The sequence below is a fragment of the Pseudoalteromonas sp. P1-25 genome (assembly GCF_001401805.1).
Taxonomy (GTDB): Bacteria; Pseudomonadota; Gammaproteobacteria; order Enterobacterales; family Alteromonadaceae; genus Pseudoalteromonas.
The window spans coordinates 1-13852 of the sequence record NZ_LKDW01000002.1; the positions used below are offsets into that span (position 1 = coordinate 1).

Sequence of the window (13852 nt, forward strand, 5' to 3'; positions counted from 1 at the left end):
ATAAATGTACCTAGCGCTAACACTAATAAAATAGCCGCTTTGTTTAACTGATTAGATGCCGACGCAACATCTGCACTCATAGAAGATCCTTTAACTTTGATTTTAAAATAACGAATAGCCACACGTTAACTGTGTGGGGAGTAAACATATATTAGGTGTGGAGTGTGTCAGTGAGATGGCTATTTTAAGTTAAAAAGTGTACTGCGTCATGTATAAAAATAGTATTTTTGGCTTGTTTTACTTTTGTTAACTACTAAAAAATGATAGCTATAGTGTTAATTTATAAAAAGATAATGAAGAGCAGTAAATTAGTAAGCTATTATTTGCTCGCAGAATAGCTAAAAAACACTTATATTTACAAAGTTGTTACATTTATTGCTAGCTAACATATTATTTTTATATTTGCTTGTTATTGTCGCTCTAATATTAGTCTCTAAAGGTTTTAACATATGTTTGGTCTACGAAAAGATAACGCTAAAGTTGATGAATTGGAACGTCAACTCAATGAAAGTAAATCAGTACTATCAGCTATTTATAAGCATGTAGCGTATATTGAATTTACACCTGAAGGAAAAATTTTAGATGCTAACGAACTTTTTTTAGACACCATAGGTTACAAAAGAGAAGAAATAATTGGCAAGCATCACCGTATGTTTTGCGACTCTGATTATGCTAATTCAAATGAGTACAGCCAATTTTGGCAATCGTTGCAAGGTGCAAACTCAGCGAGCGGTACTTTTATGCGCTTTAACGCTAATGGTGAAAAACTATGGCTAGAGGCTACTTACTTTCCTGTGGAAGTTAATGGTGTGGTGAGTAAGGTGATTAAAATAGCCTCTGATATTACAAAAGATTATGTACAGCGAAAATCTCAAGAAGCGCTCACCGAAGCACTTGATAAGGCACTGGCCACAATTGAATTTAACCCCGATGGCACCATTATTAAAGCAAATCAAAACTTTTTATCTACAGTGGGTTATTCACTTGCAGAAATAGTGGGTAAGCATCACAAAATGTTTTGTACTGACTCTTTTTATCAAAATAATCCTCGGTTTTGGGAGGAGCTAAGCGAGGGACAGTTTAAATCGGGTAAGTTTAAACGCATAACCTCTAACGGGGATGAAATTTGGTTAGAGGCAACCTACAATCCTATTTTAGATAACAAAGGCAACGTAATAAAAGTCGTGAAGTTTGCCTCTAATATAACTGAACGGATAAAAGAAAACGAAGCTGTAAGTGACGCTGCAAAAATTGCACACGAGTCAGCCGTGTCGAGTGCGCAAACGGCCAAAAGAGGGTCAGAGATATTACACGATGCAATTGCAAACTCCGATGCAATTGTAAGCCAAGTGCTTAAATCGGTTGATTTAATTAAAAATCTGAATGAACAATCGGCGGTTATCGGGTCTATTGTTTCGACCATAAGCAGTATTGCCGATCAAACTAATCTATTGGCGCTCAATGCCGCTATTGAGGCCGCACGAGCGGGTGAGTACGGCCGCGGCTTTGCCGTTGTGGCCGACGAGGTTAGGCAGCTTGCTGCAAGCACCAGTAGTTCTACCAACGAAATTGCTACTGTGGTTAAAAATAACCAAGAATTGACTAACGATATTTCAAAACAAATTACCTCGGTGTCTGACTCCTCAGAGCAGGGTCGTGAGCTTGTAGCAAAAGTCTCTGAAGTAATACAAGAAATAGAACGAGGCGCTGATGCTGTCTCTGCCACAGTGTCTAGACTTAACGTGAGTTAAGTTGCAGTAATTTGTTAAACTGCGACATTTTGTCGCGCTATAATCCTATAAGTACATTATATAATTTATGCCATATATAACAGTGGCATAAATTATAAATGGCTTATATCAAACGTATACAACACACTTATTTACTCTCTCCTTTAGCACTATTAATTAGCGGCTTTTTATCGCCTGTGGTGCTCGCTGATGATAATGACTTAGAAGTTATTGAAGTTCACGGACATACACAAAATAAGCATTTATCACTTGGCTCATCAGAGGCAATGCTTGGTCATTTAGGTGTTGATTTTTCGGCTGCGGGCGGAGTGTCTAACTTACCTATTTTAAATGGTTTAATGGGCGATAGAGTAAAAGTATTTGTAGATGGAGCGGATTTAACAGCTGCCTGTGCTAATCAAATGAATCCGCCGCTTTCTTATATTTCTGCCAATCAAGTTGCGGCTTATAAGGTTGTTGCTGGTGTCTCGCCAGTAAGTGCAGGTGGCGATAACATTGCAGGTGTAATAAGTGTTAATTCTATTTCACCACAATACAGCGAAACGAGCGAGTTAGCATGGCACTCCGGTTATGTGTCGGCTAAATACAGTAGTGTCGATAATGGCCGAAAGTTAGGTGTTGGCGCTCGTATAGCCAGTGATACATTAAGCTTTGATTACCAGGGCGCGTTTAGTGATGCCAACAGCTACGAAGATGGCAAGGGTAACAAAGTACTTGATACACTATACCGCGCTCAAAATCACAGTTTAACGGGCGCGATACGCGATGAAAAACAACAACTGGTCGTAAAGCTTACGCATCAAAAAATACCGTTCCAAGGTTTTGCTAACCAGTACATGGATATGACTGACAATACCAGCTATGGCGCTATTGCCCAATATAAGCGCAGCTTTGAAAGCAGTGAGCTGCAAGGGCAGGTCAATTGGCATAGTGTAAAGCACGAAATGGGCTTTTTTAGTAAAGAAAAAACCGGCATGATGCCCATGAAAACAGATGCAAAAGATATAAGCACGCAGCTTAAATGGCGTCTTACACTTGATAAAAATAGCTCATTACTGCTCGGGCAGGAATATTATAACTACCGCATTGATGATTGGTGGCCGGCGATTGAAGGCTCAACCATGATGGGGCCAAATGATTATATAAATATTAATAATGGGAAGCGTGAGCGTATTGCCTTATTTGCAGAGTATGAAAGCCAAATTAATAATAAGCTTTGGTTAAATACGGGAGTGAGGGTTGAGCGTGTTAATACGCAAGTTGATGAAGTGCAGGCCTATAACGATGGCATGAGTATGATGGATATGGGCAGTATGAGCACGATGACCACTGCTAATAATGCGCTAGCTGCAAATGACTTTAATAATGCCGATAGAGACAAAACCGACACTTTAGTTGATGTAAATGTACTCGCTAATTACCAAATTACACTTTATGACGAGCTCCAATTAGGCCTTGCTCGCAAAAATCGCGCACCCAATTTATATGAGCGCTACAGCTGGGGTGTAAGTAATATGGCAAGTACTATGATTGGCTGGTACGGCGATGCTAATGGTTATATAGGCAACCCAAACCTTAACGCCGAAACCGCCCATACCATTAGTGCAACGTATTCAAAAACAGCTAAAGATGATGCGTGGCGTGTAAGTGCTAATGTGTGGTATACCGATATAAACGACTACATTGATGCAAATATTGTTCGTAATTTTAATAGTTATGGCTTAGCAAACACAACGCGTAATATTTTACAGTTCACTAATGTTGACGCCACATTGTATGGTGCAAAGCTTGATATAAGTAAGTCGCTTTATCAATCAAAGCAGTTTGGCAAATGGCTGTTAAAAGCAAACGTTACAAGTACCCGTGGCAAGCGCGACGACACAAACCAACCGCTATATCAAATTAAGCCATTACATACAGAGTTAACATTAAGCCAGCAAATAGGGGTATTTGAAAATACGCTGTCGTGGGAGTGGGTTGATTCAAAATCACGCGTTGATGTTAACCGCCTTGAAAACCAAACAAGCAGCTATAATTTAGTGAACTTGTCCTCTAAAACCACCTTTAATGCATTAACGCTAAGTGCTGAGGTAACTAACTTATTTGATGTGTTTTACGAGTTGCCATTAGGGGGAGTAAGTATTGCTGCACTAAAACAAAATAATAGCGCGGGCTTTACCCAATTGTCGGGGCAGGGGCGCTCATTTAATATAAGCGCAAGTTATGCTTTTTAGACGTTATTAATAGTTAAGTCACCATTGTGTTGTGGCTTAACGCTAATTATTAATCAGTAGTCGCACTTTGCTCATCGTCGGCACAAAGAGATTGCTCTGCTTCTAAAGCTTGTTTTTCGCGCTCGGCTTTAGATACATACGCTGGTTTATTACTTTTGTGTAATTTAGCATTAGCACGTTTATCTTTTTTCTGAAATTTAGTGACGATTTTTTTACGGCGATTCATTAGTACTAATACTCTGATAAATTTAGGTCGCGCATTATACAACCAATGCGATTAAAGCCGCCATATAAATTTAAAACACGATCATTGTAATCCTGTCGCAAAGCGCTATTTAATATTATGCTGCAGCGCTATAATTTGGCCTTTATTTAGTCATACAACGGGATACGTTTTGAAAAAGTTAGTTTTGCTCTGCAGTGCTTTATTTGCTTTTAATACTCATGCGCAATTACATGAAAACATTGATAGTGTAGCTGATTACGCTGTAAATACTTATCAACAATCACAAATTCACACACTAACTAATTTAGTGGCTTTTCCTACAGTAAATAAAGATTCAATACCCGCGCCACAAAATCCTGACTTTATTAATTTTAAGTCGGTATTAAAAATGAAAGCCGCAGAGCTTGGCTTTGATTACCAAGACTTAGGCTATACCGTGCTTATAGGTATGGGCGATCAAAACGAAAAGGTTACCGTTGTTACTCACGGAGATGTACAACCTGCCAATGCAAGTAAGTGGAAACAAAGCCCATTTATCATTGATACCTCTGAGCCTGGAAAATTAGTAGGGCGCGGCACAGAAGATGACAAAGGCGCTATAGCTACTGCGCTTTACGCTATGAAAGCGATTAAAGATAAAGGCATAAAGCTTGATAACCGTATAGAGTTGATGATTTACCTTGCCGAAGAGTCAGACTGGGACCCACTTACTGAATTTATGAAAACCTATGAGCAACCAAAATATGCAGTAACCATTGATGCATCATACCCTGTAGTTGTTGCCGAAAAAGGCTGGAGCTTAATTGCCCCTACGTTTAATGCTACCTCAAAGCAAACTGGGGTTTATGTAAGTGATGTTGCTGGTGGCGCGTTTAGAAGCCAAATACCGGAAGATGCAAGCTTAGTGCTGCATAACGCAAGCGCTGCAATTATTAACTCATTAAAAACAAAAGCTAAAACGCTTAGTGACGTTGAGTTTAATTTTGAAGAGCAAGGTAAAGGCTTAAAAATAACTTTAAAAGGGGTATCTGCGCACTCATCTGAGCCTGAGTCGGGCGTTAATGCCATCGCACACCTGGGTGAGTTATTTAAAGATGTAGCGCTTGAAAATAATAGCGATGGCCAGCTTATTAAATTTGTAAACCAATTAATTGGCTTAGATATTCATGGTAAGCAATTTGGTAATATTGCTTATAAGCATAATTTTATGGGCCCAATGACAGTGGCGCCTACCCTTATCGAGCGCGATGGTAATGCACTAACGTTAGCCATTAACGCGCGCCGCCCAGTAGGCAAAGAGGAAAAACTACTTAAAGCGCAAATTAACAGTGCGATAAAGGAATGGGAAACAGCAAATAACGTAATGCTTAGTAAAGTAGATACGGTTATTGGTACACCCATGCTGTTAGATAACGCACCGCACGCACAAAAGCTACTCGATATATTTAAGCATTTTACCGGCGACAAAAAAGCTGACTTTGTATCAATAGGTGGCGGCACTAACGCAAAACTATTTGATAATGCAGTGTCATTTGGCCCTTCAATGCCGGGTAAACGTTACACAGGCCACTCTGAGCATGAATTTATAACGCTTGAGCAATTGGCGCTAAATTTACGTATGTATACGGCAATGATGATAGAGCTAGGAAATATGTAAGCTATAGCTGTTTTAATTTAAAAGCCGCCTTGTTTAACTAAAGTGACTTCAGCAAGGCGGCTTTTTTGTATTTATTAAAACTGGGCTACAAAACTGAGATTGTATATATCATAGTTATTTTTATCAGTGTAGTTGGCGCTGAAATAGTAGCTATCGTTAATAAAGTATTTACCCTCAACAACTAAATCTGAGTCGCTTACGCCGATACCCACTGCAACGTGCTTATTGAAGTAGTAATTTGCCAGTACATCAAAAAAAGGGTCATCACCAGCATCGAGATAGTCAACATTTATAGAAACGTAGCTTTCATCGTAAAGGTGAGCAAAGTAACGTGATGATAAGTCCCACGAGTCTATTTCATCATCAGTCTCGACAGTAAAACCTAGGTAGTCGGTGTCATTAATTTGATGGTTATATTGCGCTTTAAATAAATAAACCGTATCACCATATTCGTAATCTACCATACGTGCAGATACTTTTAACGAATCTGCAAATAAGTAACCTATACCAAGCGAATAGGTATCTGTATCGCCAATGTTGGGTAATTCAAAAGTTGCAAAAGCATTACCGTAAAAGCCTTCTCCAAAAATCCCTTTTTTGCTATAACCATCTGAATTAAAGTAATTTAAGCCTATATTACTATCTGTATCTAGGTAGCCATAATCATCCCACACTCCCGAGCTTTGTTGCTCTTCAAAGTAATAATGCGTAGATAACCCGTACACATTATCGCTGTAATAGCGTGAATCAATTTTTGCGTAGTTAATTGTATTAAACCATTGCTTTGATGCTGATTGTTCAGCGTTTACTGACGCTGCACAGCTAAGTGCAAGCAAAGAGAGTGGTATTAAGTAGCGCATAAGTATCCTTTCTTATAATTAAATAGGTGTATCTGAAAAAGGTATTATATTTAACGCTCGTTAAAATACATTTAAAAAATTGTAAGTAACTGTATGTTTGTATAAGTATTTGTAGGAATGCGCTTGAAGGGGCTGCTATAAATTTATGACTAATGTCATATTAACTGATGACAAATGGCACCTTTCAGGCTTAAAAATTAAGGCAATAATAACCTTACATTTTAAGAGGAGAGCAAACATGAATACACCAGCATTTTTTGATAACTTAAAACGTTACTTAGTGGTTTTAACTTTTTTTACTGTAGTTAACCTAATTACATCACCCAATTATTTGTGGGTTGTGTGGCCTGCGCTAGGGATGGGTATTGCGCTTCTTAACGACTTATTAGATTTAAATCGTTCAAAAAGGGTAGGGTAATGAAAGTGAAGCCAAGTGAATATTTACTTGGCTTAAATTACTTAATGTAAAAGAGATAGCCGTTTATGAGGCGCTCTTGAGTGTTGCATTAAGAGATATTTCGGTATTGAGCAGCTTTGAAATAGGGCACCCTTTTTTAGTTTGCTCACACAATGCCTGAAATTGCTCGTTAGCAATATCTTTAATCCGTGCGTTTACGTCAAGTGCTATATGGGTGACTGCAAAGCCATCATCAACTTCATCGAGACTTACCGTTGCTTTGGTATCAATTTTATCGGCTGTAAAGCCTGCATCACCTAATGTAAGTGACAACGCCATACTAAAACAGGCACTGTGCGCCGCACCTACCAATTCTTCTGGGTTTGAACCATGCTCGTCTTCAAAGCGAGTATTAAAGCCAAAAGGTTGTTTATCAAGTGCGCCGCTTTGCGTAGAAATACTGCCTTTACCTGTTTTAATATCGCCAGACCAGGTTGAGCTTGCCGTTTTTTTAATCGTCATTATCTTCTCCTTGCGTTGCATGTAAGCTTTTCAGACTAAATAAGTGCTATTTACATAAAGCAGCTAAATACAGCCTTAAAAGCCGAATTATCCATACCTTTGCAAAATAGACGCCAGATAGCTCACACGTAGCATGAAGGATTAATACTTTTTATTTTTATTACGTTTACAGCGCTCTGAGCAGTAAATAACGTTATCCCAATCACGCAGCCACTTTTTGCGCCATGTAAAAGGCCTATTGCAAACAGGGCATGTTTTTTGTGGTAAGTGACTTTTTTTGTGTGCCATATTAATTGCTTTTTGCGGTGTGTTTTTGTGTGCGAGTAAGTCCTACATGCTTTTTTAATATGTTAGGAATTGCACGTTTAACATCGGCGCGCTCTCGATATTGCCATAAACGTTCGCGCGCTTGTTTAGAGGCATCGGTTAAATCAAGCATGGGCTCGGGGTAATCTTCTCCTAATTTAAAGTCGTTAAACAGCGCTTCCATGGGTGTTTGTTGCCACGGTTCGTGTAAATATTCTATTGGTAGCTTTTCAAGTTCGGGGCACCACTTTTTAATAAAGACGCCGGTTGGGTCTTGATCTTCAGATTGTTTAATTGGGTTGTAATGCCTAATGGTGTTAATACCCGTAACTGAGGCCTGCATTTGTATTTGCGGGTAATGAATACCCGGTTCAAAGTCTAAAAAGTAATTTGCCAGAGGTAAGCTTGCCTGCTGCCAGCTTATATTTAAATGGTGCGTTACAAAGCTAACCAACATAGCGCGCATTCTAAAATTAATATAGCCTGTAGTTTTTAAACAGCGCATACAGGCATCGATAATGGGTATGCCCGTTTGGCCTTGCGCCCAACGCTCAATATCGCGTTCTACATGCTCATCGGTACGATACGGAAATACATGATAACCTGGGTTTAATGCTTTAAATTCCATAGTGCATTCACTTTCAAACTTTTGCATAAAGTGGCAATGCCAGTGCAGGCGCGATACAAATGCAGCAAGCGGGCGCTTCCAGCCTTTTTTGCTGGGGTGTTTAGAATGGTATTCATCAATTGCCATTTGGTACACTTGCTTAAGGCTAATATTACCCCACGCTAAATAAGGTGAAAGCCTAGAGCAATGAATACGGCTTAAACTGGGGCTAGATATGCCTTTTTGATATCCCTTACCGCGCTCAGCAAAAAAGCTTTGCAGTATTGTGCGCGCAGTTAAAGGCCCACCTACCTGAAAGTTATCATCATTTTGCGTGTAGCTTTTGGGTAATTTAGGTGTTTTGTGGTTATCAAGGGAAATGGTTTTTATATTTTGCCAATTAGGAATAGCAATAGGAGCCTGCATTGTTTGTTGCCAGCGTGCGTTCCAATCTTTACGGTTTTTTTTGCCACGAATAACGGCGCCCGTTTGTGATTCATGCCAGTGTACTTGTTGCTCTTTACACCACATGGCAACGGCTTTATCTCGCTCAAAGGTATTGTTTAAGCCAATTTCTTGATGGCTAAATATGTTTGCTATTTGGTAAGTTTGATTAAGCGTGTTTAACAGTGTCAGCATGTCTTGGCTAAAAATATAAAGCGTTGCTTTATAGCGATTTAGCTGCTGATTTATTTCACATATTGATTGATAAACAAATCGCCAATGGCGCACATTATAATGTGCATCCTCAAGCATTAGTGGCTCAAAGTTGTAAAGCAGTAACGTGGGTAAACCGTTATTAAAAGCATGTTTAAGTGGTTGATGATCGCTAAGGCGTAAATCGCGTTTAAACCACACTATGTTTATCTTTTCGCGCATATTTAAAAAAGTGGCTGCAGTTATGAAATACTGTACGCAATAAAGCGTTTTTACGATTTGCAGTACGACGTATAAAGGAGAATTATGTTTTTAGATTTAACACAAAACACGCAGCACAATGTTTACTCTTATTTAGTTGGGGGTATTAGCCCACGGCCGATTGCTTGGGTAAGCACACTTAGTAAGGAGGGAATTGCTAATATTGCCCCGTATTCTTTCTTTACAGTGGCCAGCTGTAACCCCCCAGTGTTGAGCGTGACTCAAGTAAACCCACGCGACAAAGCCAATAAAGACACGCTTTTAAACCTTCAAGCCACTAACAGCTGCGTGGTTAATATTGTTAGTGAAGAGCTAGTCGAGAAAATGAATCAAAGTTGCGCTAACTATCCGCATAATGTGAGTGAATTTGAGGCGGCGAATATTGAATCAGTTGCTAGTACACAGGTTGCAGCCCTAGGCGTTGCAACGGCTAAAGTAAGATACGAATGTACTTTAAGAGAAATTATTCAAATAAGCGACGAACCCGGTGGCGGCAAAGTTATGCTGCTCAACGTGGTAGGAATTTATATTGATGATAAGGTGTTAGTGAATGGCTATATAGACCCCACGCGTTTAAACAGCGTAGGCAAAATGGGTGGAGACTACTTTAGCTCTACCAAAGATAAATTTGTACTAAAGCGGCCACAATTGTAAAATAACAGATTAACTTTATACACTTACTGTTAACTCATTAAGCGTTACTTATAAAAACAAATGGATATTGAATGTCTAAATTTTACCTCACTTTAGTACTTGCCCTACTTAGTTTTAGTTGTCTCTCAGCGCCTGATAAAAAGTTACCCATAGAAGCGTTTGCTGGCTTAAAAAGCATAAGCCAAGTTAAGCTCTCACCTGATGGAAATAACATTGCGTATGTAAAAAACCTTGATGGCGATTTAGTTTTAATGGTGCAGAGCCTTACAACGGGCAAGGGCAAGCCGATTATTAAATCGGATAATCATACTGTATTTTTTGACTGGTTTAGCTGGGCAAACAATAATGTGTTGTTATTGGGTGCACGATACATTAAATATCAATTTGGTGGGGTTAAGTATACATCTACTTTAATGTATTCGTATAATTTAAGTGATGATAAAGGAATAAAACTGGCTTTTAGGGCAAACAAAACACGTGATGAAAAGCAGCCCCAGTTTTCTGACCAAATTATTAGTTTTTTACCGGAGCAAGAAAATAAAATACTTGTGCAGGGGGATTTTAAAATTGCCAATACCCCTGCTGTGTATGAGCTTGACCTAACTACTTTACGTAAAAAACAAATACAACGTGCTCGTGCAGATGTAACCAGTTGGTTTGCTGATAGGCAAGGCAAAGTTCGTATTGCTAAAAAAATGGATGAAACACAATTTACTTACGAGCTGTACAACGAGCAAAAAGAGTCGTGGCAAACACTATTTAGCTACGAAGTATTTAGTGAGCAAAGTATTTCGATACTTGGCTTTGATAAAGACCCTAATTTTTTATACATCACTGCGCTACATGAGGGACGTGAAGCATTATTTAAGCTTAATTTAACAACTAACAAACGTGAGCTCATTTTTAGCGATGATAAGTACGATGTAGATGGCGATATTTTTTACTCCCGTAAAACTGGTGAAGTTGCAGGCTTTACGCATTCTCAGTTAGAAGATGGTATTGCGTATTGGGATGAAGACTTAGATAAGTTACATCGTTCTTTACGAGCTTCATTACCTAAAGATTCATTTGAAATGGATATTGTTAGCACCAGCGACGATCAACAAAAATATGTACTTTATGTCAGCTCAGATAAAACTTCAGGCGCCTACATGTTAGGTGACAGAAAGCGAGGAGACTTAACATTTTTTGCAGACGTTTACCCACACATTAATGAAAGCGTATTCGCCGGTAAAGAGCTCATTAGCTATAAAGCACGTGATGGGCTTGTTATAGAAGGCTACTTAACGCTGCCTGTTGGCTATGAGAAGGGCGATAAGTTACCCACTATTATATTTCCACATGGTGGGCCTATGGCGCGAGATTATGCAGGCTTTGACTATTGGACGGCGCTACTGGCATACAATGGTTACGCCGTGTTACAGCCTAACTTTCGTGGCTCAAGTGGTTATGGTTATGACTTTTTAATGCAGTCGATCCAAGGTTTTGGTTTAGCCATGCAAGATGACTTACAAGATGGAGCTAACTGGTTAATAGACCAGGGGATTGCTCAGCCAGATAAAATTTGTATTGGTGGCGCAAGCTACGGTGGGTATGCCGCCCTAATGGCTGTTATTAAACACCCTGAAACATTTAAATGTGCGGCAAGTTTTGCAGGGGTAACTGACCTTGAGCATATTGTGAGTAAAGCTCGATACTTTACAAACAAAGACATAGTAAGAAAACAGTTTGGAACAAATAGCGATAAGTTAGAGGCTAATTCTCCTGTTAACTTTGCAAAATCGATTAACAAACCAATTTTACTTATTCATGGCAGCGACGACAGCGTAGTACCTATTTATCACAGCCGAGAAATGGAAGATGAATTAGATGACGAAGATAAAGATGTTACTTACATTGAGCTAGAAGAGGGTGATCATTACTTGTCCTATCAGCCGCATAGAATTAAAACATTACAAGCGTTTCTCGATTTTTTTGATAAGCATTTAAAAAACGATTGATAACAAAGGCGACTTAGGTCGCCTTTTTTGATCTTAAATTTCTAAATAATGCACATTGTTTGCACTTTTACTTGTTAACATTGTACGTTGTTATTAAAGGCGCTATTTATAAGTCGCTATAATAGAACACACAGTTAATACAATTGGTATTACAGGCTATTCTTAAAAGTGCTTAGAGCTTTTAAGAATACGTTTTAGCGGTAAAAAAATACGTAATAAATAATAGCTCAAATGCTTTAGAGTCAGGTTTATAGAAAATAAATGAAAATTCATAATAAACTTTTTTTAATATTATTTAGTTTTACTTTTAGCATTATTGCGGGGTTAGCTGTGCTTATTCAGTACAGTATTGGCCAAGGTGTTATTGATTTTGTTAACGCTAAAGAAGTAAAAGCATTAGAGCCATTGGCAGTACAACTCGCTAATAAGTATGCGCAAACTCCCTCGTGGGATAAAATTATAGGTAACGATCAGCGCTTTTTAAGGTTGGTTGAATCGCAATTGCAATCAAGTCAGTTTTTACCTAGTTTACGCGATATGCCACAGCGCCCAGAAATTCGCGGCGAACGCAGACCCAGGCCCCCACAGCATTTGGCGCAGCGCGATCGTCGCCCACCGCCTGAGCATGCCGCGCACTATGCACTACTTGATGAAAACCAGCAGCGTATTTTTGGTAAATTATTTGATGATTTAAAGTACATTAAAACGCCCATAGAGCTTGAAGGTAAAACAATTGCTTATCTTGCTGTTTCAAAAAGAAAAAGCCTAGCAGATGGGTACGAGCTTGATTTTTTAAAGCAGCAAACTAACTATTTATGGCTTATTGCGTTAACCGCAGGGCTACTTACCTTAATGTTGTCTTTTTTATTAGCAAGGCACTTAGTTGGCCCTGTAAAGCAAATAGCCAGCGGTATGCACAAGCTTACTAAAGGGCAGTACAGCACAAAGCTTTTATTAGATAGAAAAGACGAGCTGGGCCAGCTTAGTGAAGATTTTAACACCTTGGCCTTTACGCTTGCTAAGGATGAGCAAGTACGTAAACGTTGGCTTGCAAATATTTCTCATGAACTAAGAACGCCCATGAGCATTTTACTCGGTGAGCTTGAAGCTATGTTGCTTGGGATACGTGAACCAAATAATAAAAATATTAGTTCTGCTAACGATGAAGCGCTGCATTTAAAGCGCTTGATAGACGACTTACACATGCTAAACAGTGCCGAGTTAGGTGGCATGCATTACACCATGGAAGCAACCGATGTAGGCTACTTACTTAACTCCATAGAGCAAAAATACCATGTTATTTTTAAGCAGCACGCTATTAATTTTTACCTTCTTAATAGCGCTAACAACACCACAGTAAACGCAGATAAAACACGTATACTGCAATTATTAGATAATATATTAATGAATGCGGTTCATTACGCGCAGTGTACAACTATTTCTTTAAGTGCCAATAACGTAAATATAAAAGACCAAGCCTATTTAGAGCTTATAATAGAAGATAATGGGATAGGTGTTGAGCAAACGCATTTATCGCATTTGTTTGAATATTTATACCGTGTAGACAGCTCTCGCAACCGCCAAGAGGGAGGCTCTGGTTTAGGTTTGTCCATTTGTCAGCATATCGTTAAAGGTCATAATGGCGAAATAGCGGCTGAAAAAGCCAGTATTGGTGGGCTTGGCATTGTTATTAAATTACCCTTATTAGTTCAGTAGAGGA

General features: G+C 39.0%; 12 protein-coding genes. 7 read left to right on the plus strand and 5 right to left on the minus strand.

Features of this window, described 5'->3' with window-relative positions:
* Positions 1 to 449: 449 nt before the first annotated feature.
* Together AN393_RS20690 and AN393_RS01585 are read left to right on the plus strand one after the other, a co-directional pair.
* On the plus strand, positions 450 to 1751 hold the full coding sequence (locus AN393_RS20690; RefSeq protein WP_055014120.1) for a PAS domain-containing methyl-accepting chemotaxis protein: 1302 nt from the start codon (positions 450 to 452) through the stop codon (positions 1749 to 1751).
* Between the two features lie 98 nt (positions 1752 to 1849).
* Positions 1850 to 3985, plus strand: a complete 2136-nt coding sequence (locus AN393_RS01585; RefSeq protein WP_055014119.1) for a TonB-dependent receptor — start codon at positions 1850 to 1852, stop codon at positions 3983 to 3985.
* A gap of 49 nt (positions 3986 to 4034) precedes the next feature.
* Here AN393_RS01585 and AN393_RS20005 read toward each other — a convergent pair whose 3' ends face one another.
* Entirely contained in the window at positions 4035 to 4211 is a 177-nt protein-coding gene (locus AN393_RS20005) for a DUF2986 domain-containing protein (RefSeq protein WP_082422655.1), read from the minus strand.
* Between the two features lie 169 nt (positions 4212 to 4380).
* On the opposite strand from AN393_RS20005, the gene AN393_RS01590 reads away from it, so the two are divergent.
* Positions 4381 to 5868: a dipeptidase gene (locus tag AN393_RS01590; RefSeq protein ID WP_055017141.1), complete on the plus strand. Its 1488-nt coding sequence runs from the start codon at positions 4381 to 4383 to the stop codon at positions 5866 to 5868.
* A 74-nt stretch (positions 5869 to 5942) separates the two neighbouring features.
* Here the strand turns inward: AN393_RS01590 and AN393_RS01595 are convergent, their stop codons facing one another.
* Positions 5943 to 6728, minus strand: coding sequence for a putative porin (locus tag AN393_RS01595; protein ID WP_055014117.1), 786 nt, complete (start codon positions 6726 to 6728; stop codon positions 5943 to 5945).
* A 238-nt stretch (positions 6729 to 6966) separates the two neighbouring features.
* Between AN393_RS01595 and AN393_RS01600 the strand changes: the two genes are divergently transcribed.
* Entirely contained in the window at positions 6967 to 7146 is a 180-nt protein-coding gene (locus tag AN393_RS01600) for a 2TM domain-containing protein (RefSeq protein ID WP_055014116.1), read from the plus strand.
* Positions 7147 to 7209: 63 nt separating this feature from the next.
* Here the strand turns inward: AN393_RS01600 and AN393_RS01605 are convergent, their stop codons facing one another.
* The 3 genes from AN393_RS01605 to AN393_RS01610 all read right to left on the minus strand — a co-directional run bounded on the left by AN393_RS01605 (position 7210) and on the right by AN393_RS01610 (position 9439).
* The gene (locus tag AN393_RS01605; RefSeq protein ID WP_055017142.1) at positions 7210 to 7647 is read right to left on the minus strand and encodes an OsmC family protein; all 438 of its coding nucleotides are present in this window, start codon (positions 7645 to 7647) and stop codon (positions 7210 to 7212) included.
* 141 nt (positions 7648 to 7788) lie between these two features.
* Entirely contained in the window at positions 7789 to 7935 is a 147-nt protein-coding gene (locus AN393_RS20010) for a DUF2256 domain-containing protein (RefSeq protein ID WP_082422656.1), read from the minus strand.
* 1 nt (position 7936) lies between these two features.
* Positions 7937 to 9439, minus strand: coding sequence for a cryptochrome/deoxyribodipyrimidine photo-lyase family protein (locus tag AN393_RS01610; RefSeq protein ID WP_055017143.1), 1503 nt, complete (start codon positions 9437 to 9439; stop codon positions 7937 to 7939).
* Positions 9440 to 9523: 84 nt separating this feature from the next.
* On the opposite strand from AN393_RS01610, the gene AN393_RS01615 reads away from it, so the two are divergent.
* The 3 genes from AN393_RS01615 to AN393_RS01625 all read left to right on the plus strand — a co-directional run bounded on the left by AN393_RS01615 (position 9524) and on the right by AN393_RS01625 (position 13848).
* Entirely contained in the window at positions 9524 to 10132 is a 609-nt protein-coding gene (locus AN393_RS01615) for a flavin reductase family protein (protein WP_055017144.1), read from the plus strand.
* 71 nt (positions 10133 to 10203) lie between these two features.
* Positions 10204 to 12132 (plus strand): S9 family peptidase, encoded by a 1929-nt coding sequence (locus tag AN393_RS01620; RefSeq protein WP_055017145.1) that lies wholly within the window; start codon positions 10204 to 10206, stop codon positions 12130 to 12132.
* Between the two features lie 261 nt (positions 12133 to 12393).
* Positions 12394 to 13848, plus strand: coding sequence for an ATP-binding protein (locus tag AN393_RS01625; protein WP_055017146.1), 1455 nt, complete (start codon positions 12394 to 12396; stop codon positions 13846 to 13848).
* Positions 13849 to 13852: the final 4 nt, after the last annotated feature.